A 20437-nucleotide genomic window follows, 5' to 3' on the forward strand; every position below is an offset into this window, starting at 1 on the left:
TTATCCCAATAATTATGGTAATGAACATCCACTTCCATTCTAGCATTAGATAAAATCTTATGACAACTTAAAATAATAAGATAAAATTATATTACTTGTCAAAGCGCCTAGAATAAATTATAATAATATTCTAAATATTATTATAAATAAGGAGGAATCTTATGGACTTTTTTGAGAAGCTCTATGATGAGCATGAAAACGTGAATGTCCGTTTTGTTGGCTTTACAACGGAGTCAACACGTTATGATTTTGGAATCGTATATACAAACCTCTTCTTTTCCAAGCCTCTGGTTATTTGTATGCAGACAGGCCGCTCAACTCTCCTCGACCCTAAAGATCTCGAAGACATAGAATACTTGCAAAAGGCATTCAAACTTGATTTATATGAACAGGCTGCAGATTTAAGCGAATTTTTCTTAGAAGCAATCCCAGGTGCCCGTTTTGAAGAACAATACGACTAAAATAATAAATAAACAGGCCATAATTGGTCTGTTTATTTTATATTATGACATACTATTAATGAAGAGTTTCAATGATTAAGAAGGTAATAGCCAATAAAGACCAATAATTATGTTATACAATTAGGCTTGATAAATTAATAATGATATATTATTATAGATGTAAAGATAAAGCGCTTTCAAATAAAACTCATTGAAAAGGAGAATGAAAAGATGGGTACAATCGTATGCCAAGCTTGCAATTCAACTATTGATCACTTTGAGGATGAAAAAGTAACTGTATTATATTCAAAAAAATGCAACTGCTGTGACGAAGAAAAAGTAGAGAAGACAAACAAATAGCCGTTAATCATAAAAAGAGCCTACCCTAATTGGAAGGCTCTTTTGCATTTATCTTATGGCTTTGTGCTCTTCAATAACACGAAGATATTTGAAATCATAGTCCTCCGGTCCCTGAACCGGCAGTCCAGCTTCCATGTTCGTTTTTATATAACGAAGGTTTTCCCCGGTTATGATTTCACCAGGGATGAAAATGGGTATCCCAGGCGGGTAAACCATGATGAATTCAGCAATTATTCTGCCCTCAGACTCGTCGAATGGTACAAGTTCTGTATCAGCATAAAATGCGTCACGTGGTGTAAGAGATAAAACGGGAATATCAGGAAGAAGCACTTGAGTTTCAAGCTTTTCAGTATTCCCTTTTCGCTCATTGGCGAGTTCGGCAAGAGCAGAAACTAAAATATCGGCTTCCCGTTCAGAGTCACCAGGGGTAACAATACAAAGGATATTATATAAATCAGACATTTCTACCTCAATATTATGATGCTCCCGAAGCCAATTCTCCACATCGAACCCATTCATGCCAAGCTCCTTGACCGAAATAATCAATTTGGTCGGATCGTAGTCATGCGCCGCTTTGGTTTCCAGGATTTCTTCACCGACACAATAGAGCCTGTCAATCTCATTGATCCTGCGGCGAATGGATTGGGCCAAATCAATCGTCTTTTGAATGAGTTCCTTTCCCTCTGTAGCCAGACGTTTCCTGGCAACATCCAGGGAGGCAAGCAATAAATAGGAAGTGGAAGTTGTTGTCAGCATGCTTAAGATGGATTGAACCCTTTTGGCCGAAACAAGATTCCCTTTCATATTTAAAATTGAACTTTGCGTCATGGACCCGCCAAGTTTGTGGACAGATGTTGCGGCTAAATCAGCACCTGCCTGCATGGCGGATAAGGGCAGTTCATCATGGAAATGAATATGCACACCATGGGCTTCATCCACGAGTACAGGCACATTATATGAATGTGCTATTTCAACGATTTTCTTCAAATCTGCCGAAACACCGAAATAAGTAGGGTTAATCACTAATATCCCTTTTGCGTCCGGATGAAGTTCAAGGGCTTTCGATACTGATTCAGTTGTAATCCCATGAGATATGCCCAGGTTTTCATCAATTTCAGGATGTATAAAGATAGGAGTTGCGCCTGAAAAAACAATGGCAGACATGACTGATTTATGAACATTTCTCGGAACAATTATTTTATCCCCGGGGCCGCAGACAGCCATAACCATAGTCATGATGGCTCCGCTTGTTCCTTGTACTGAAAAAAATGTTTTGTCCGCTCCAAAGGCCTCAGCTGCAAGATCCTGGGCTTCTTTAATAATGCCTTTTGGCTGATGGAGGTCATCAAGCGGGCCAATATTGATCAGATCAATAGCGAGTGCATTATCACCAATATATTCCCTGAATTCCGGATCAATCCCCGCTCCTTTTTTATGGCCGGGTATATGAAACTGTACGGGCTCCTTTTTTGCATGTGCAAGCAAACCGCTGAATAACGGTGTTTTGTATTGAGACAACTTATTCCCACACCTCTTTAATAATTATATTTCAAAAAGCTCAAGCTGAATTAAAACATTTGCATTATAGCATTATTCAATCCCTTTGCATAGAAAGTACTATCGTTTATTCATTCTGTTAATGCCTGTCGTCTCCGGACATTCTCCTCCATATTTCAGTTTCCGTTTAGTTTTAGAAGTTAACAGGAATTTAAACCATATAAATCGAAATAAAAGTTAGGAAGAAATGGAGGGGTACATAAATGAACTGGAATACACGTGTGACAGAATTGCTGAAAATTAAATATCCAATTATACAGGGCGGCCTTGCCCATCTTGCCTATTCAGATCTGGCTGCAGCTGTTTCAAATGCAGGAGGTTTAGGGCAGGTTACTGCAATGTCTCTCAGCAGCCCGGAAAAATTAAGAGACGAGATTCAAAAGGTCAAGAAATTGACAGATAAGCCATTTGGGGTTAATTTTGCTATTGGGCAGCATGGAAGGCCTTTCTCTGATTATCTGGATATTGCCATTGAAGAAGAAGTTCCCGTGATTTCTATGACAGGAGGAAATCCTGCGCCTATTTTTGATCAACTAAAGGGTGTAAATGTTAAAAAGCTTGTTCTTGTGGCTGCTAAAAGACAGGCGGTAAAGGCGGAGGAGCTTGGTGCTGACGCAGTGATGGTTGTAGGGCAGGAAGGCGGCGGGCATTTAGGCAGGGATGATATTGGAACCTTCATACTAGTTCCTCAGGTGGCTGATGCTGTTTCCATACCTGTGATTGCCTCAGGAGGAATCGGAGACGGCAGGGGGCTGATGGCAGCATTAAGTCTTGGAGCAGAGGGTATTGAGATGGGGACAAGATTTGTTGCAACAAAGGAATGCGTCCATGCTTCTGAATTATATAAAAACCGCTTAGTCCAAGGAACAGAAAATGACACAGTTGTCATAAAAAGAACTATAGGCGCACCTGCAAGAGTAATTGCTAACTCATGGTCGGATAAGATACTCGATATCGAAAAACAAAATGGCGGCTATGAGCAGTTAAAAGATTACATTAGCGGGAATGCTAATAAGAAATATATATATGAAGGGAAAGATCAGGAAGGATTTGCATGGGCTGGACAAGTTATGGGACTAATTAAGGATATCCCCACAGTGGAAGAACTATTCGAGCGGATGATCGCAGAAGGTGAAACTATCAGAGGGAAATGGAATAATTAATGTTAAAATGCATCATGAATATCATAAATGAGGTGAAATATAATGGAATATCAGTACCCGATTGACCAGGATTGGTCAACAGAAGAAATAGTGGATGTTATTAAATATTTTGAAAGCATTGAAATGGCATACGAAAAAGGAATTGAGCGGGAACAATTCATGAGTGCATATAGACGCTTCAAGGAAATCGTTCCGGGGAAAGCCCAGGAGAAAAGCATCTGCGATGACTTTGAAGAACAAAGCGGCTATTCCTCCTACAGGACAGTAAAATTGGCTAAAGAACGTTCAGCCGGGGACAAATTAAAAATGCAGAAATAGACTTTAAAAAAACAAAACCTTCAACTTGCTGAAGGTTTTGTTTTTTTATGCCAAATACACGTTCTGCAAAACATGTTTATGCCAATTTGTATAGGGGTAATAAATTTCTAAATACAGATTCAGCTTTTTCAATAAACTGATCAGGTGACATGCGAACGGCATCTTCTCGAGAAATATGATAGCCGCAAAGAATTTCCGCTTTCTTAACATTTTGCAGACGCTGAAACATGGACCTCAATTCTTCTTTGTCCATTTGCTCATGCAAAACAGCATCTGGTTTTGTGTGGTCGCCGGACCAGACATAATCGTTGGGTATTTCTTTATGAATCTTGTTCAGGCTGTTTTCAAATGACTTGCCTGCAGACATTTTGTTTGGTGCTTCATAGATAATGGCAAACCAGATAAATACATGCGTTTCCCATAATCCTATCTGGAAATGCGGAAGCATTTTATACCCTCTCGCATTGCTTGCAAATGCAACCCAAGTATCATTTGGCGGATTCTTTGTTCTTCTCGCATGTTTGGCAACATGAGGAAACATTTCATCTCCTGACAGATTTGAGAGGGATGGTGCAAAGTGGCGGCCCAATTCTTCTAATTTAGGCCTAATAACAGATTTTAATCTGTCCATTCTTTCATCCAATCCATCTATTTTAAAGACATTAAAATCATCGTTTGTAAAACCGGAAAAAGACATAAGCTGACCTCCTGTATGCTTTGTCAAATATTGTAGCATAACCGGGAACATTCCAAAAATTTAAAGCTCTATAGAATGGGTGAATAAAAGTTTTAGGTTATCGCACAAATTAGTTGCAACTGAGAAATATCCTTCATATGATAAAAGTAAAAATAGTCAGAAAATTAAACACTTTTGGAAGGGGTGTACTGTCTAATGAAACAACTAATGAATACAGTGAAAAAGAAAAATGGTGATAGGGAAAGAACAGCGGTTTTAAGGCTGGAAATGGACTATGAACTGGCTACTTTGTTTGATGCCATGTCAGAAAAAAATGAAGACCTTCAAAAACAATCTAAACTAAAGCTGGAAAAAATCAGGCAGGAACTTCTTAGATTAAAAGCACTTTAAGATGAATTGTCAATAAAGGAGAAAAGGCAGAAAAAATGCAAATAAGAAGGAAAAATTAGAAACGAACTCCATGATGATATGAGGAGTTCGTTTATTATTTTTGATGAAAAAAAATCACGGCTGGCTTTCAGTAAATAATTATTCACCCGGAAATGATAACGCCTATCATTGGAGAGTATATAACTTGAAGAACCCTGCTAATTCATTTAAGCTAGTTATATTTTAATGCTATCACTATGCGGAGGGCTGACCCATGACAAATTGGAGTGAGATTCATACATATGCCAAAGCCTTAATTAAAGAGGCGGGCGGGAATATTAGAAATTCTTTCAGCAAGACTCTGACCATAACCACCAAGTCAAATGCGAATGATTTAGTGACAGATATAGATCAGGAAACCGAACAATTCTTCATAAAGAGAATAAATGAAAAATACCCTGATCACCGGATCCTTGGTGAAGAAGGCTTTGGGGATAAATTAAACGATCTGGATGGAGTCGTCTGGATTATTGATCCGATTGACGGAACGATGAACTTTGTCCATCAGCAGAGAAACTTTGCCATTTCCGTAGGCATCTATGAAAATGGAAAAGGCAAAATCGGATTAATATATGATGTAGTTCATGACGAATTATATCATTGCATGAAGGGGCATGGTGTATTCATGAATGATTTGGAACTTCCTCCCTTAAAGGAAACGGATGTATCAAAAGCAATCATTGGATTGAATGCAACATGGGTTACCGAAAATAGAAGGATTGATCCATCTCTGCTGGCTCCACTTGTAAGAAATGCAAGAGGAACCCGATCCTACGGTTCAGCAGCAATGGAAATGGCATATATAGCATCCGGAAGAGTTGATGCATACATAACCATGCGTCTGGCTCCATGGGATTTTGCTGCGGGTGTAATTTTGATTGAAGAATTAGGAGGAATTGCGACAACAGTTAAAGGGGAGCAGCTGAACTACCTTGAAAATAATTCTGTTTTTGTCTCTAAGCCAGGGCTGCATCAGGAAATTATGAAAGAATACTTGAAAAATGGCAACTGGTAACATATCAAGCAGCAAGTTCACTGATGAAGACTTGCCATTTTTTTTAGAAGTCATCAAGGATAGTGCTGATTGGGAAGAAGAAGAAAAAAGCGGGAATAACCTGAGCAATTATATGGCAAGGTATCAGGAATTGAATGGGGAGTGGAGAATTTGGCGTCTTAATGAAGAACGAATAGCTGTCACTTTCCATGCGGATTTTTCCCCTTCTAACCGTAAACCATGGCTCGGTACGATCCTGGTTAAAAAAGAAATGCGAAGAAAAGGAATCGGAACAAAGGTTATCGAACTGTTGACCGCTGAATTAAAGAAGAAAGGAGAAAAGTCTTTCTTTGCAGGTGTCCCTGAAAATCGGAACTATTGGATTTACTTTTTATCTGATGCCGGATTTGAGCAGTTTAAGACGGAGACTTCCGCGATGGCCGGGAATTTTTAATAATGGTCTGTCCATTAACATGAAAAAAAGCTGCAGCCATCCGCTGCAGCTTTAAATTATAACGAACCCTCTTCTCTCATTTTCTTCTTAGTCTTAAAACCATATCCCATCACAAGGATTAAAGCGATAATGGCCAGGAAAATCCCAAAAATGCTTCTTTCAGCCACCGCAACGCCAATACCCATCATGCATATAGCTGCTCCTATCGCAAAGGCTAATAAAGGCCACTTGATATTCTTCATAATATCACTCCCAAGAGGATTAATTTAGTTGAATACTGGTGAAAAATATGTAGAGAATATACTGCCCGGCAGTATAATTTATTAAAAATAAATAATTCTCTAGATTATTTTACACAAAAAGTTTTTAGGTTTCTATAGTAATTGTGATATAATGTATCAGTTGTGAAAAATGTTGAAAAATGAATTTGATTCAGTTTTTATAAATAGGAGGAAATCTTTTGAAATTAAGAGAAGATATTCGAAATATTGCGATTATAGCCCACGTTGACCATGGTAAAACAACATTGGTTGACGAACTTCTAAAACAGTCCGGGACTTTCCGTTCAAATGAGCACGTGGAAGAGCGTGCGATGGATTCAAACGATCTGGAAAGAGAACGCGGTATTACGATTTTAGCTAAGAACACTGCAGTGAAATATAAAGATACAAGAATCAACATCCTGGATACTCCGGGACATGCTGATTTCGGCGGAGAAGTTGAACGTATTATGAAAATGGTTGACGGCGTATTATTAGTTGTCGATGCATATGAAGGATGTATGCCGCAAACGCGCTTTGTTCTTAAGAAGGCTTTAGAACAAAAGCTGACGCCAATCGTTGTTGTAAATAAAATTGACAAACCATCTGCACGTCCAACAGAAGTTGTCGACGAGGTAATTGATTTGTTTATTGAACTGGGTGCAGATGAAGATCAGCTTGAATTCCCGGTTATTTATGCATCCGCTATTTCGGGAACTTCAAGTGTTACCCCTGATAAGCAGGATGATGACATGCATTCTCTTTATGAAGCAATCATTGAACATATTCCTGGACCTGCTGATAACCGTGAAGAGCCGCTTCAATTTCAGGTGGCGCTCCTTGATTACAATGATTATGTGGGGAGAATTGGAATTGGCCGGGTATTCCGGGGGACAATCAAGGTCGGACAGCAGGTTGCTTTAATGAAACTTGATGGTTCTGTTAAGCAATTCCGGGTTACAAAGATCTTTGGTTTCTTTGGGCTGAAGCGTGAAGAGATCCAGGAAGCTTATCCTGGAGACCTTATTGCCGTTTCCGGGATGGAAGACATTAACGTCGGAGAAACTGTTTGCCCTGTCGAGCACCAGGAAGCACTTCCTGTTCTAAGGATTGATGAACCGACTCTGCAAATGACTTTCCTTGTTAACAACAGTCCATTCGCAGGAAGAGAAGGTAAATATATTACTTCTAGAAAAGTTGAAGAAAGACTTCGTGCACAGCTTGAGACGGACGTAAGTCTTCGTGTTGAAAATACAGATTCACCTGACGCCTGGGTTGTATCCGGACGTGGGGAATTGCATTTATCGATCCTGATTGAAAATATGCGCCGTGAAGGTTTTGAACTGCAGGTTTCTAAGCCTGAAGTAATTATTAGAGAAATTGATGGTGTTCGCTGTGAACCGGTAGAACGTGTTCAAATCGATGTGCCGGAAGATAATACTGGATCCATTATTGAATCTATGGGTACCCGTAAAGGCGAAATGCTTGATATGGTCAATAACGGCAATGGTCAAGTAAGACTGACATTCAATGTCCCTGCCCGCGGACTGATCGGCTATTCCACAGAATTTATGACGCTAACCCGCGGCTATGGTATTATCAATCACACATTCGACAGCTACCAGCCTGAAATTAAAGGTCAAATCGGCGGCCGCAGCAAAGGTGTCCTGGTGTCTATGGAAAGCGGCAAGTCATCCACGTACGGAATTATGCAAGTTGAGGACCGGGGAACAATTTTCGTTGAGCCGGGCACAGAAATTTATGAAGGCATGATTGTAGGAGAGCATACTCGTGAAAATGACCTTACTGTCAATATCACTAAAGTGAAGCATGCGACCAACATCCGTTCTGCCAATAAGGATCAGACGAATGTAATTAAAAAGCCGCGTATTATGACACTTGAAGAAGCTCTGGAATACTTGAATGATGATGAGCTGCTTGAAGTAACACCAGAGTCAATCAGACTGCGAAAGAAACTTCTTGATAAGAATGAAAGAGAAAGAATGGCCAAGAAGAAGAAGTACGCTGAAACTAACTAAGACTAAGAAGGGGGAGGAGATAAGGATATGGATGTATCACAGCGCCTGTCTTTTTTTGCTGCTTTGTTCAAAGTCGATGAGAATCCCACAACCGGAATGTGGCTTCTTTATATAACAATTGTTCTGCTGTCAATATTGGTATTTAAATTAGGATTTGCCAAGAAACTCCCTATTTTAAAATCAGCTATGATATACACTTTCTTGATTTTAGGCTGTACGATGCTGACATTTCTTGGAGTGTTCCTTCCTGTAGCGGAAGGTCTTGTTGTGGCTGCTTTAATTTTGATCATTTACAAAATCCGCCTTAACCAGGAAAAGAAGGAACAGGCAAAGGCGGAATAACAGGGAGAGGCTGAGATGAAATCTTTGCAGGATTCACTGTATAACTGGCTTACGATAAAAATTGTCTGTGAGGATCGTCCGGACGATACAGCAGCAGCAGACACTGAAAGAATGTTCCTTGAGATTCTTTCCGAAGAGCATTATATTACTGATATCCAGGTTGAAAAAGATGATGTAATGTACTATGTACATTACACAAAGGGTGAAGATCGGAATAAGAGCCGATTTCCCCGTGAATTGATAGAAGTAATGCTTAAACAGATTCAAAGTGAACCTGAAAAATATGTGAATTATCCGGAGGATTAAAAGAAGCCGCCCCCAGACAAATTGTTTGGGGCGGCTTCTTTTGCTGTTTGTGAATGCTGAGCAGTTTACCATTCTTCCTCCTGGACTTTGCTCCGATATAGCTTAAAGTTTCCAGTATCAGCTCTTTTTTGTGTTTTTTCTGTAATTCTTGTTTCGCATGGTCTGCACATATATGTGTGAATCGGGCGGTTGCGTAGGCGTTTAGCCTGTAAGGACTCGTTTTCAATGGATTCAATTTTATCACATAATACACATTTTACTCGCATGGGACACCTCATATTGTTTTGCTGTTTTCCTAAAGTTTGTTGCTTTTTAATAACTTAGTTTACTGAGTTGATCTTCGCTGTGGGCACTTGATCCTCGAAAATGCTGACGCATTTCCTTGGTGCGGTGTTTATCCGAGAAAGCTAATTCAATGTCCTGCGGGAGGAGAGGGAAGTCTGAGACCCCGCAGGCGAAGCCGAGGAGGCTCGCATTCCTCCCCGCGGGTTCGCTGAGTGCCTGGAGCGGAAATCAACGGGCAGAATTCAGAAACATAAACAACAATCATTGAAAAAGAGCTTATTGTATTAACTGTTGTTATTACCATTATAGTATAAGTTAAGATCTGATTCGAATGCTTTGCGGCAAATAAATTTTTTTACGGTCATCCCGTATCGGGTTTCCTGTGTTAGTTTATATTAGTATAGAAAGCGCTGCAGGTTAAATCAAACTTGAAGAAGAGAAGTTATTGGTTGAAAGAAAAGCGTTATCATACTATGATGAAATTAATAAAGGAGGGAAAAGAATGGCAAATCAGGTAGAACCGAAATTAATTAAACCACTATATGACGAACTGCAAAAGGAACGCTTCGTCACACTTGCCACTGTTGACTTTGAAACTGGCGCACCTAATGTCAATGCGATTTCATGGATACTGGCAAAAGATGAGGAAACATTATATTTTGCAGTTGATAACCGTTCGAGAATTGTTCAAAACATAAATAGCAATAACAAAGTTGTTCTGAATATAATTGCGAATGAATCTACATACTCCATTGCAGGTGAAGCATCTGTTAAAGCGGAAAAGATGGAAGGAGTGCCCCTAAAACTGGCGCTTATGGCAATCACTGTGAAGGAAGTCCGTGATGTCATGTTTTACGGCTCTAAAATTACTGTAGAACCTCAGTATGACAAAACATACGATAAAGACGCAGCAGCCCGTTTGGACAAACAGGTAATGGAAGCGATGAAAAAAGCTTAGTTCCCCAGGGAACTAAGCTTTTGTTGCTCTAAAAGCGGCTTTTATCTATCCGCTTATTTCAATAGGTGGCGGCACCTTACTTATAATAATTCGATTGTTTTTCCTGTTTTTGTTCAAGCTGTTTTTCCTGATCATTGTCGAGTTTTTTCTTTGGATTTTCAGTTGCGTTTTTCTCATTTTCCTTTTTTGGATCAACCAGGTCGGCAGGGACTTCAGGCATTAGCCGGCCAGCGATATCTGCCAGTTCATTCATGATTCCCTGCAGGGGCTCGCCGTTTTGAATGTCAGCGGCTATTTCCCGCAGCCTTGCATTAATATCCGGATCAGCCACTACTATTGCTCTTGCACCATGAGGATCATTTTTAAGGCTTTCTGCAACTGAATATTTGATTGTACCTACTTCAGAACGGTCGAGGTTTTTGTTCACATCTACACCTACTACGGCAAAGCGTCCAAGGACAACTGCTGTAGCATCATTGACATTGGGAACGCGTACAGCCAAATTGACAAGATGTCTGGAAACCTGCTGTCCAGTCTCCCTGTCAACTTCCTGTATTGTACTATTTTTAACATTTACAGTGTTGGTGTTTTTCTGTACCTGATGGTTTTGGGCCTGATTGTTGTTCATGCCGCACCCTGTTAATAGTAATCCTGTCATCCATAACAGCAGCCATTTCTTCATATTTGACACCTCCGGGACATCAATATTTCCTGAAAAGAAAGCTTGAATTTTTTCAGGCTCAGGAATATTGAGGATTGTTTAATGTTATTGTGCAAAATTTCTTCTATCTTTATTCGGCATTACATATATTTTTACCAATATAGATTTGTCCACTTCTTAAGAAAGCCTTTCTTCCTAATTATTCAACATCTATCGAAGGCTGAATAATATAAAACAACAGGATTATAATCAATCAAGAATGAAGGTCTTTTTCATGAAACAGCAAATCTGCAGGCAGGGGACTTTGCTTTTGTAATTTGCTTTATCAAGACACAAGAGGAGCAGGAGGCATCATATTGAGTAAAATTTACGTATTAGATACCAATGTCTTGTTGCAGGATCCTAATTCCATATTTTCATTTGAAGATAATGAAGTAGTTATTCCGGCTGTAGTTCTGGAAGAGGTTGATTCTAAGAAAAGATATATGGATGAAATTGGGAGGAACGCAAGGCAAGTATCCCGGCTGATTGACAGCATGAGGGAGACAGGTAAGCTCCATGAGAAAATACCTCTTGAAAATGGCGGAAGCCTACGAATTGAGTTAAATCATAGATCATTTCATGAACTTCAGGAGATCTTTGTAGAAAAAACGAATGATAATCGGATTTTGGCAGTTGCAAAAAACTTATCCTTGGAGGAAGAGACAAAAGAAAATGGACGAACGGTAATTCTGGTAAGCAAAGATGCCCTTGTCAGAGTTAAAGCGGATGCTATCGGACTAATTTCAGAGGACTTCTTAAGTGATCGTGTAGTTGAAAATGATCATTTATATCCTGGGTTTCTGGAGGTATATATAGGTCTCGATATTATGAACCGTTTTTATGAAAAAGGAGAGCTGCCGCTATCTGAAATAGCAAATCATCCTTTCTATCCGAATCAGTTTCTGGTGATGAAAGATGCGCTTGGTTCCTCATCATCTGCACTTGGTATTGTGGACAAAAGTGGAAGGAAAGTGAAAAAACTCATTTTTGATCATGACCATATATGGGGGATCAAGCCCAGGAACGTGCAGCAGACAATGGCTCTTGAGCTGCTGCTGAGAAACGATCTGCCGCTTGTTACGCTTATCGGCAAGGCGGGGACTGGAAAAACTCTTTTGGCGCTGGCATCCGGCTTAATGCAGACAGAAGATTATGGCCAGTACAAAAAATTGCTTGTCGCCCGCCCCATTGTGCCGGTAGGCAAGGATTTGGGATTTCTTCCGGGTGAAAAAGAGGAAAAGTTAAGACCGTGGATGCAGCCGATTTTCGATAATCTGGAGTACCTGTTTAATGTCAAAAAGCCAGGTGAATTGGACGCCATATTGGCAGGTATGGGCTCAATTGAGGTGGAGGCTCTGACATATATCAGAGGCAGAAGCATACCGGATCAATTCATTATTATTGATGAAGCTCAGAACCTGACGAAGCATGAAGTAAAAACCATATTAACCAGGGTAGGGGAAGGAAGTAAAATTGTACTGATGGGAGATCCGGAGCAGATTGACCATCCCTACCTGGATGCTTATAACAACGGTCTCACCTATGTCGTGGAAAGATTTAAAGATCAGGTTATCTCGGGTCATGTCAAACTTGTTAAAGGTGAGAGATCAGGCCTTGCCCAGCTTGCTGCTGACCTGTTATAGTCTGCATGACAGAGTTTGCGAATTCTAAGGTTTTCATGCCGGGGAAGAGACTGCGAAGAAAAAGGGCGATGCAAATCGCCCTCTCCGGTCATTCCACTCTAAATGCTTTCACTCTTTTTATGGGGGAATTTTGGTTGCTGCCATCCCCAAAATAGGCATGAACTGGCCCATCCTCTTTTAATGGTTTTCCATCCTTTGAGAACCCCAATATTAATTCCTCGGCTTCAGATAGTGTCAATCTGGCTTCACCATCTTCACTTTCAATAACAACGATTTCTGCACTCTCATCGGGCTCTGCATTCATTAGGAATGGTTTAAAAGGTATACCGAATGTGCCTGTCAGGACTTTTTCTTTTTCAAATTTCTTTTCTGTTTTAAGTGTTGGAGGAAAAACTGCGCCTTCCATGATTTCTCTATCCCAATGCTTTGAGACTGCTTTAGTGTATTCCTCAAGTTCATTTTTTCTTATATTGTCCTGTATAAAGTATGTTGTCAAATCCACCCTGCGGTCATCGAATATCCAGACTCCCGGATCTAAAGTGATTTGATATTTTACATTTCCTTTGAAAGCAATAATATTTTCCATATTGAACCTCCTGGCAGCAGCTTTTATTCTAAATATATGTATGATTTAAGTATACAGATTTTTAAAGCGCTTGTCATACACTCCCGAGTGCTATTTGGTTAAAGCCGTTAATTGAACAGAACGAATCAATGATTGATGACCCGCCTTATTAGTGTAGTTCTGAATTGATGCCGGAATCATTTCTCTATCGAATCCCTTATAATCCTTGCTTTTTTCCATGCTTAAGTATAAAATTTATAGATAGGATAATCGCTCGGAAATGGAGGGATTGAAAGTTGGCTTCTGACATGATTATAGATCACAAAGAAAAAGCAAATGCCCTATTAAAGGCAGATGCTGCTAAAATATTAAAGTTAATAAAGGTGCAAATGGATAATCTAACCATGCCTCAATGCCCTCTCTATGAGGAAGTTCTTGATACCCAGATGTTTGGTTTATCCAGAGAAATAGATTTTGCTGTCCGTCTTGGATTAATTGACGAGACTGAAGGCAAGGCTATTTTAGATGAATTGGAAAGGGAGCTGTCCATACTCCACGAAGCTTCAGTAAAAAAATAAAGATAAAAAGCTCAAACATCTTCCAAAGATTGTTTGAGTTTTTTTATAACCGTATTATGTTAAAAATAGGAATTAGTATAGCTAAAAGAAAAGAATTATTAATATTGTATAACTTAATTTAAAAATAGTATAACATAATCATAGAATTATTTTCCTCGCTGTGTTACATTTAAATTAACTTTTCTTTTCTTCAAAGCAGGATATTCAATACTATAGTAGAATAAGTAATAAACTTAGAAGATAAGGGAAGAGGGCTGGATGTTTAAAAAAATATTAAAATCATATGATTACACCCTGATAATAGCTGTAGCGCTGTTATCGGTTTTTGGACTCATTATGGTTTTCAGTGCAAGCATGGTAACAGCTGTGCAGATTTATGATCAGGACAGCGACTTTTTCTACAATAAACAAAAGCTGAATTTAATTATCTCAGGCATTGTCTTCGTTTTTGTCGCTCTATTTCCATACAAAGCTATGCAAAGCAACAAATTTCTTGTTCCGATGGTGTTCCTTTCGCTATTTGGCCTGATTGCGTTATTTATCTTTGGAAAAGTAGCGGGCGGGGCTATGAGCTGGTTTGAATTCGGCAAAAGAAGCCTTCAGCCTGCGGAGTTTGTCAAGCTTTCAGTCATTATCTATTTGGCTGCTGTCTATGCAAAGAAGCAGCCCTATATTAATGAATTTAACAAAGGGGTTCTTCCCCCGCTTGCTTATCTGATTCTTGCCGTAATCCTCGTTGCCATCCAGCCTGATTTTGGTTCAGCCATGATCATATTGCTTGTGGCTGGAGCTGTAATCTTTACATCAGGCATGAACTTCAAGAACATATTTAAACTGGGGCTTTTCGGTGTGTTGCTGGCTGCTCCTTTTATCCTTTTGTTAAGAGATAAAATTTTTGCTCCTTATCGAATGGGGAGGGTAGAAGCATTTAGAGATCCCTTTGGTTCGGAGTTCGGATATCAGCTTTCGAATTCCTATATAGCCCTTGGAGCAGGCGGATTAAAAGGACTGGGCCTTGGCGAGAGTATACAAAAACTTGGGTATCTTCCTGAAGCTCATACAGACTTCATTATGGCCGTAATTGCTGAGGAGCTCGGGGCATTTGGTGTAGGTTTTGTCATTTTGCTTCTGGGGTACATTGTCCTGAGGGGGATCTTTATCAGTTTAAAGTGTAAAGATGCTTTTGGCAGCTTGCTTGCTATCGGGATTTCCGCCATGATAGGAATTCAGGCGTTCATTAATTTAGCGGGAATTTCGGGTGTTATGCCGCTCACTGGTGTTACACTTCCTTTTATAAGCTATGGAGGATCATCCCTGCTTCAGCTTTCAATTGCAATGGGAATTCTAGTAAATGTATCAATGTTCGTCAATTATGAAAAGAAATACAAAAATAAACATGAAGAGACAAATCCGGAATCCATGGAAATGGCTTCCGAAAAAACATTATCCATTCATAAATAGGCACATATAACTTTCACAGTGCTTTATTTATATATCAAATCAGCAGATGCTGATTACATAATTGCTTCCATCAGGGGGCAGCCAATCAAAGTTATTATGGCCGGTTAGCGGAAAATCCGCCCGGTCTAAACTTAAATTTGGCAGAATATTTGTAAAAAATACATAAAGACGGGGTGTTTTGTTTGAGCAGAAGAATTAACAAGGTATTAGTAGCCAACAGAGGAGAAATTGCCATTCGTGTATTCCGTGCCTGCACAGAGCTGGATATTCGCACGGTAGCCATCTATTCAAAAGAAGATTCCGGATCCTACCACCGCTATAAAGCAGATGAAGCTTATCTGGTAGGGGAGGGCAAAAAACCGATAGATGCCTATCTTGATATTGAAGGAATCATTGATATAGCAAAAAGCAGTGATGTTGATGCCGTTCATCCGGGCTACGGATTTCTCTCTGAAAATATTGAATTCGCAAAACGTTGCGAGGAAGAAGGAATCATATTTATCGGACCTACTTCAAAGCATCTGGATATGTTTGGAGATAAAGTTAAAGCAAGAACTCAAGCCCAGCTTGCTGAAATTCCGGTTATTCCAGGCAGTGATGGTCCAGTAGAAAGCCTGGATGAAGTGATTAGCTTTGGCAAAAATCATGGCTTCCCAATTATTATTAAAGCTTCACTGGGTGGCGGAGGAAGAGGCATGCGCATCGTAAGGAACTTGGAAGAAGTAAAGGAATCATATGAGCGTGCAAAATCAGAGGCAAAAGCAGCTTTTGGCAATGATGAGGTTTATGTTGAAAGATTCATAGAAAGACCAAAGCATATAGAAGTTCAAATCATCGGTGACCATGAAGGAAATATTGTTCACCTGTATGAAAGGGATTGTTCAGTCCAAAGGCGCCACCAGAAAGTTGTTGAAGTTGCACCTTGTGTCTCCCTGCCGGAGCATCTGAGAGACGATATATGCCAGGCTGCTGTCAACCTGATGAAGAATGTAGATTATATAAATGCAGGAACGGTGGAATTTCTCGTTTCAGGGGATCAGTTTTATTTCATAGAAGTAAATCCGCGTGTGCAAGTTGAGCATACGATCACCGAAATGGTAACAGGTGTTGATATTGTACAAACTCAAATTCTGGTGGCTGAAGGCTACTCGCTGCACAGCAAAGAAGTTGGTGTTCCTAAACAGGAAAATATTCATGTACATGGCTATGCCATTCAATCACGTGTTACAACAGAGGACCCATTAAATAATTTCATGCCTGATACTGGCAGATTAATGGCATACAGATCGGGCGGCGGTTTCGGAGTGAGGCTTGATGCGGGAAATGGTTTCCAGGGCGCAGTAATCACTCCTTATTATGATTCACTGCTTGTTAAACTCTCAACGCACGCAATGACGTTCCAGCAGGCAGCATCAAAAATGGTGCGAAATCTCCAGGAGTTCCGAATCAGGGGCATTAAAACAAACATTCCTTTCCTTGAGAACGTAGTAAAGCACGAGAAATTTTTAAGAGGGGAATATGATACATCATTTATTGATGAGACACCTGAACTATTCCTCTTCCCGAAAAGGAAAGACCGCGGAACGAAGATGCTGAATTATATCGGGAATGTTACAGTAAATGGATTTCCGGGAATTGAAAAGAAAAAGCGTCCGGTATTTGATGAGCCTCGAGTACCGAAATTAAAATACAGCACAGATTACCAGGACGGCACAAAGCAAATTTTAGATAATCAAGGTCCTGAAGGGCTTGTAAAATGGATTAAAGAACGAAAAGAAGTCCTGATAACGGATACAACCTTCCGTGATGCGCATCAATCTCTGCTTGCGACGCGGGTAAGAACGAATGATTTGAAGCATATCGCAGAACCGACAGCAAAATTGCTTCCGGATATGTTTTCTTTTGAGATGTGGGGTGGTGCAACTTTTGATGTTGCGTACAGATTCCTGAAAGAAGATCCTTGGGATAGATTATTGACTTTACGGGAAAAAATTCCAAATGTTTTATTCCAGATGCTTCTTCGTGCTTCCAATGCAGTCGGGTATAAAAACTATCCGGATAATGTAATAAGAGAGTTCGTAGAAAAATCAGCCTACGCTGGCATTGATGTATTCCGGATTTTCGATAGCCTTAATTGGGTTAAAGGGATGGAAGTTGCAATTGATGCTGTCCGCCAGACAGGAAAAATTGCTGAAGCCGCTATGTGCTATACAGGGGATATTCTGGATCCTGCCAGGACGAAGTACAATCTCAAATACTATAAAGACTTGGCAAAGGAACTGGAAAATCAGGGAGCTCATATATTGGCCATCAAAGATATGGCTGGTTTATTGAAGCCGCAGTCAGCCTACACCCTTATTTCTGAATTGAAAGAGACTGTTGACATTCCAATTCATCTTCATACTCATGATACGAGCGGAAATGGGATTTACACATATGCAAAGGCTATTGAAGCTGGAGTGGATATTGTGGATACGGCCCTGAGCACAATGGCAGGCTTAACATCCCAGCCAAGTGCTAACTCTTTATATTACGCGCTGCAGGGAAATGACAGACAGCCAAATATTGATATCCAGTCGCTCGAGCAATTATCTTACTATTGGGAAGATGTCCGCAAATATTACCAGGACTTCGAAAGCGGCATGAAAGCACCTCATTCAGAAGTCTATCAGCATGAGATGCCTGGCGGGCAATACAGTAATCTTCAGCAGCAGGCCAAAGCTGTGGGCCTTGGAGATAAGTGGGATGAAGTTAAAGACATGTATTCCCGTGTGAACCAAATGTTTGGTGATATTGTTAAAGTTACACCTTCCTCCAAGGTAGTTGGTGATATGGCGTTGTTTATGGTCCAGAATCAGCTGACAGAGCAGGATGTTCTGAATAAAGGCAAATCTCTGGATTTTCCAGACTCAGTTGTAGAGCTTTTTGAAGGCTATCTGGGACAGCCATATGGTGGATTCCCTGCTGAACTGCAAAAGGTCATATTGAAAGACAGGGAGCCAATCACAGTCCGACCGGGGGAACTTCTTGAAGATGTCGATTTCGATGCCTTGAAAGAAAAACTCTTTAATGAATTGGGCAGACAGGTTACAAGCTTTGAGGCAATTGCCTATGCACTGTATCCAAAAGTATTTATGGATTATATAAAGACTTGCGATCAATTTGGTGATATTTCTGTTCTTGATACACCTACATTCCTCTATGGTCTAAGACTTGGTGAAGAAGTGGAAATTGAAATTGAAACAGGTAAAACATTAATAGTTAAATTAGTTTCGATAGGTCAGCCTCAAGCTGATGGCACAAGAATTGTGTATTTCGAGCTAAATGGCCAGCCGCGTGAAGTCAGCATAAAAGATGAAAGCATAAAAGCTACAGCAGCAGCCAAGGCAAAAGCTGATCCGCATAATGAAAGCCATATTGCAGCCAGCATGCCGGGAACTGTCATCAAGTTACTTGTAGAAAAAGGTGAAAAAGTCGAAAAAGGCGATCACTTAATGATTACAGAGGCTATGAAGATGGAAACCACTGTACAGGCACCATTCTCTGGAATTGTGAAGGATATTTTCGTCTCAAATGGTGAAGCGATTCAAACTGGAGACCTGCTGATAGAGTTGTCAAAATAAACAAAAGAGCTTCGGCAATTGCCGAAGCTCTTTTGTTTATTGTTTTTATGGTATGGAAGTAATGGTAGGGATAGCAGATTCATCATTTTTCTCTTTTTCCATAACTGCTGAAACAGCCAGTTCATTCTTTCTGCTTCGTGAAGACAGGAGGATAAAATAACTTAATACTCCAAATAAGCAGGAAATAAAGAAGGCGTGTGCAAGAGCTATATACAAGTTAAGTCTGGTTAAAACAACCAATGCTCCAGCGGCAACCTGGAGTGAAACTAAGATAAATGAAATAATCCAGCCCCAGTAAATTACCTTCTGGTCCTTGTAATGTTTAATGGCCAGATAGGTAATGTAACCAATCCATATGAAAATTAAGCCCGCGGCAGCCCGGTGCCCCATTTGTACCCATTCGTACATATTAGCGGGAAGTGCGAAAGATCCATTTATACAAAGCGGCCAGTCACGGCACACAAGGCTTGCATTTACATGACGCACAAGAGCGCCAGTGTAAACAACCGCATAGCTGTATAAAGAAACTCCAATAATATGTTTCCTCATTCTTTTATCGATAATAAGCTTCTCTGCCTCAAATTTTTTATCTACTTCAAAAATAAGCAAAGTCAGGAGCAGTACTGCAGCAAATGATATTAAAGAAATTCCGAAATGAAGGGCAAGCACAAAATCAGATTGCCCCCATACTACTGCGGCAGCGCCAATTAAAGCCTGCAGGATTAGGAAAAAAAGCGAAGTCAGCGCTAAAAACTTTGTCTCTCTAATATGTCCTATTTTTTTCCATGTCCAAACCGATAATATAAGAACCATAAATCCGATAGCGCCTGAAACTAGTCTATGTGCCAGTTCGATAATCAGTTCAGGAGTAATATCGGTGGGAACTAGCTCGCCATTGCAAAGCGGCCACGATTTCCCGCACCCCATACCTGATTCTGTTTTCGTTACAAGGGCACCGCCCAGCAAAACCAAAAGCATGCCGATTGATGTAAGAACAGCAAGCCATTTTAAAGATCGTTGCAAAGCCTTTCACCTTCTTTAAATATTCTAGGTTTAATAATAAATGTCAATAATTGATTTACTGCGTATTTGTCCATTATCTATCTTAACAAAGATTCTATAAAAAGCCATATATGAATGTGCGTCCATTTACTTTTTCGATAGTACAGGAATAAAAAGCTTTTTACAACAGTTATAAAAATTATAAAGTTAATTATAGTAAAAAAGGTTGAAACTTATAATAGAGTTTGCTAGAAATATAA

The 20437-nt window shown here is 39.9% G+C and carries 22 protein-coding genes; 15 read left to right on the forward strand and 7 right to left on the reverse strand.

Features of this window, described 5'->3' with window-relative positions; translation table 11 throughout:
• Positions 1 to 161 precede the first annotated feature (161 nt).
• Entirely contained in the window at positions 162 to 461 is a 300-nt protein-coding gene (locus PBF_RS06585) for a DUF3055 domain-containing protein (protein WP_035328617.1), read from the forward strand.
• Positions 462 to 671: 210 nt separating this feature from the next.
• On the forward strand, positions 672 to 800 hold the full coding sequence (locus PBF_RS06590) for a GapA-binding peptide SR1P (protein WP_035328620.1): 129 nt from the start codon (positions 672 to 674) through the stop codon (positions 798 to 800).
• Positions 801 to 848: 48 nt separating this feature from the next.
• Here the strand turns inward: PBF_RS06590 and PBF_RS06595 are convergent, their stop codons facing one another.
• A complete protein-coding gene (locus tag PBF_RS06595; protein WP_035328623.1) occupies positions 849 to 2318 on the reverse strand; it encodes an aminotransferase class I/II-fold pyridoxal phosphate-dependent enzyme in 1470 nt (489 codons plus the stop codon).
• A 242-nt stretch (positions 2319 to 2560) separates the two neighbouring features.
• Between PBF_RS06595 and PBF_RS06600 the strand changes: the two genes are divergently transcribed.
• Together PBF_RS06600 and PBF_RS06605 are read left to right on the forward strand one after the other, a co-directional pair.
• Positions 2561 to 3520, forward strand: coding sequence for an NAD(P)H-dependent flavin oxidoreductase (locus PBF_RS06600; protein ID WP_035328625.1), 960 nt, complete (start codon positions 2561 to 2563; stop codon positions 3518 to 3520).
• 42 nt (positions 3521 to 3562) lie between these two features.
• Entirely contained in the window at positions 3563 to 3838 is a 276-nt protein-coding gene (locus PBF_RS06605; RefSeq protein WP_035328630.1) for a UPF0223 family protein, read from the forward strand.
• Between the two features lie 76 nt (positions 3839 to 3914).
• On the opposite strand, the gene PBF_RS06610 is transcribed toward PBF_RS06605, so the two are convergent.
• The gene (locus tag PBF_RS06610; RefSeq protein ID WP_035328633.1) at positions 3915 to 4535 is read right to left on the reverse strand and encodes a YktB family protein; all 621 of its coding nucleotides are present in this window, start codon (positions 4533 to 4535) and stop codon (positions 3915 to 3917) included.
• 195 nt (positions 4536 to 4730) lie between these two features.
• Between PBF_RS06610 and PBF_RS06615 the strand changes: the two genes are divergently transcribed.
• The 3 genes from PBF_RS06615 to PBF_RS06625 all read left to right on the forward strand — a co-directional run bounded on the left by PBF_RS06615 (position 4731) and on the right by PBF_RS06625 (position 6412).
• The gene (locus tag PBF_RS06615) at positions 4731 to 4925 is read left to right on the forward strand and encodes a hypothetical protein (RefSeq protein ID WP_035328635.1); all 195 of its coding nucleotides are present in this window, start codon (positions 4731 to 4733) and stop codon (positions 4923 to 4925) included.
• Between the two features lie 253 nt (positions 4926 to 5178).
• Positions 5179 to 5979 carry an inositol monophosphatase family protein gene (locus PBF_RS06620; protein ID WP_035328637.1) on the forward strand — a complete coding sequence of 267 codons (801 nt, stop codon included), beginning with the start codon at positions 5179 to 5181 and terminating at the stop codon, positions 5977 to 5979.
• Positions 5966 to 6412 (forward strand): GNAT family N-acetyltransferase, encoded by a 447-nt coding sequence (locus PBF_RS06625; RefSeq protein WP_235192214.1) that lies wholly within the window; start codon positions 5966 to 5968, stop codon positions 6410 to 6412. Before PBF_RS06620 ends, PBF_RS06625 begins: the two co-directional genes overlap by 14 nt.
• Before the next feature lie 56 nt (positions 6413 to 6468).
• Here the strand turns inward: PBF_RS06625 and PBF_RS06630 are convergent, their stop codons facing one another.
• On the reverse strand, positions 6469 to 6654 hold the full coding sequence (locus tag PBF_RS06630) for a YlaF family protein (RefSeq protein WP_035328639.1): 186 nt from the start codon (positions 6652 to 6654) through the stop codon (positions 6469 to 6471).
• A gap of 218 nt (positions 6655 to 6872) precedes the next feature.
• Between PBF_RS06630 and typA the strand changes: the two genes are divergently transcribed.
• From typA to PBF_RS06645, 3 genes are read left to right on the forward strand one after another with little or no spacing between them, the layout of a single operon-like run.
• Positions 6873 to 8711 carry a translational GTPase TypA gene (gene typA / locus PBF_RS06635; RefSeq protein ID WP_035328642.1) on the forward strand — a complete coding sequence of 613 codons (1839 nt, stop codon included), beginning with the start codon at positions 6873 to 6875 and terminating at the stop codon, positions 8709 to 8711.
• Positions 8712 to 8738: 27 nt separating this feature from the next.
• A complete protein-coding gene (locus tag PBF_RS06640; protein ID WP_035328645.1) occupies positions 8739 to 9053 on the forward strand; it encodes a YlaH-like family protein in 315 nt (104 codons plus the stop codon).
• A 15-nt stretch (positions 9054 to 9068) separates the two neighbouring features.
• Positions 9069 to 9359: a hypothetical protein gene (locus tag PBF_RS06645; RefSeq protein ID WP_035328648.1), complete on the forward strand. Its 291-nt coding sequence runs from the start codon at positions 9069 to 9071 to the stop codon at positions 9357 to 9359.
• 65 nt (positions 9360 to 9424) lie between these two features.
• On the opposite strand, the gene PBF_RS06650 is transcribed toward PBF_RS06645, so the two are convergent.
• Positions 9425 to 9625, reverse strand: coding sequence for a YlaI family protein (locus tag PBF_RS06650; protein WP_035328651.1), 201 nt, complete (start codon positions 9623 to 9625; stop codon positions 9425 to 9427).
• Between the two features lie 521 nt (positions 9626 to 10146).
• On the opposite strand from PBF_RS06650, the gene PBF_RS06655 reads away from it, so the two are divergent.
• Positions 10147 to 10602, forward strand: a complete 456-nt coding sequence (locus tag PBF_RS06655; RefSeq protein WP_035328654.1) for a pyridoxamine 5'-phosphate oxidase family protein — start codon at positions 10147 to 10149, stop codon at positions 10600 to 10602.
• Between the two features lie 76 nt (positions 10603 to 10678).
• Here the strand turns inward: PBF_RS06655 and PBF_RS06660 are convergent, their stop codons facing one another.
• Entirely contained in the window at positions 10679 to 11284 is a 606-nt protein-coding gene (locus tag PBF_RS06660; RefSeq protein WP_035328657.1) for a YhcN/YlaJ family sporulation lipoprotein, read from the reverse strand.
• A gap of 332 nt (positions 11285 to 11616) precedes the next feature.
• On the opposite strand from PBF_RS06660, the gene PBF_RS06665 reads away from it, so the two are divergent.
• Positions 11617 to 12948, forward strand: coding sequence for a PhoH family protein (locus PBF_RS06665; RefSeq protein WP_200870022.1), 1332 nt, complete (start codon positions 11617 to 11619; stop codon positions 12946 to 12948).
• Positions 12949 to 13036: 88 nt separating this feature from the next.
• Here the strand turns inward: PBF_RS06665 and PBF_RS06670 are convergent, their stop codons facing one another.
• On the reverse strand, positions 13037 to 13534 hold the full coding sequence (locus PBF_RS06670; RefSeq protein WP_035328662.1) for a hypothetical protein: 498 nt from the start codon (positions 13532 to 13534) through the stop codon (positions 13037 to 13039).
• 275 nt (positions 13535 to 13809) lie between these two features.
• Between PBF_RS06670 and PBF_RS06675 the strand changes: the two genes are divergently transcribed.
• The 3 genes from PBF_RS06675 (at position 13810) to pyc (ending at position 19175) form a co-directional block, all read left to right on the forward strand.
• On the forward strand, positions 13810 to 14091 hold the full coding sequence (locus tag PBF_RS06675) for a YlaN family protein (RefSeq protein ID WP_035328665.1): 282 nt from the start codon (positions 13810 to 13812) through the stop codon (positions 14089 to 14091).
• 258 nt (positions 14092 to 14349) lie between these two features.
• Complete coding sequence (locus PBF_RS06680; RefSeq protein WP_035328668.1) at positions 14350 to 15552, forward strand: FtsW/RodA/SpoVE family cell cycle protein; 1203 nt, start codon at positions 14350 to 14352, stop codon at positions 15550 to 15552.
• Between the two features lie 182 nt (positions 15553 to 15734).
• Positions 15735 to 19175, forward strand: coding sequence for a pyruvate carboxylase (gene pyc / locus PBF_RS06685; RefSeq protein ID WP_035328671.1), 3441 nt, complete (start codon positions 15735 to 15737; stop codon positions 19173 to 19175).
• A 45-nt stretch (positions 19176 to 19220) separates the two neighbouring features.
• Here the strand turns inward: pyc and PBF_RS06690 are convergent, their stop codons facing one another.
• Positions 19221 to 20198: a COX15/CtaA family protein gene (locus PBF_RS06690; protein ID WP_035328673.1), complete on the reverse strand. Its 978-nt coding sequence runs from the start codon at positions 20196 to 20198 to the stop codon at positions 19221 to 19223.
• Positions 20199 to 20437: the final 239 nt, after the last annotated feature.

Source organism: Cytobacillus firmus DS1, assembly GCF_000565285.1.
Taxonomy (GTDB): domain Bacteria; phylum Bacillota; class Bacilli; order Bacillales; family Cytobacillaceae; genus Cytobacillus; species Cytobacillus firmus_A.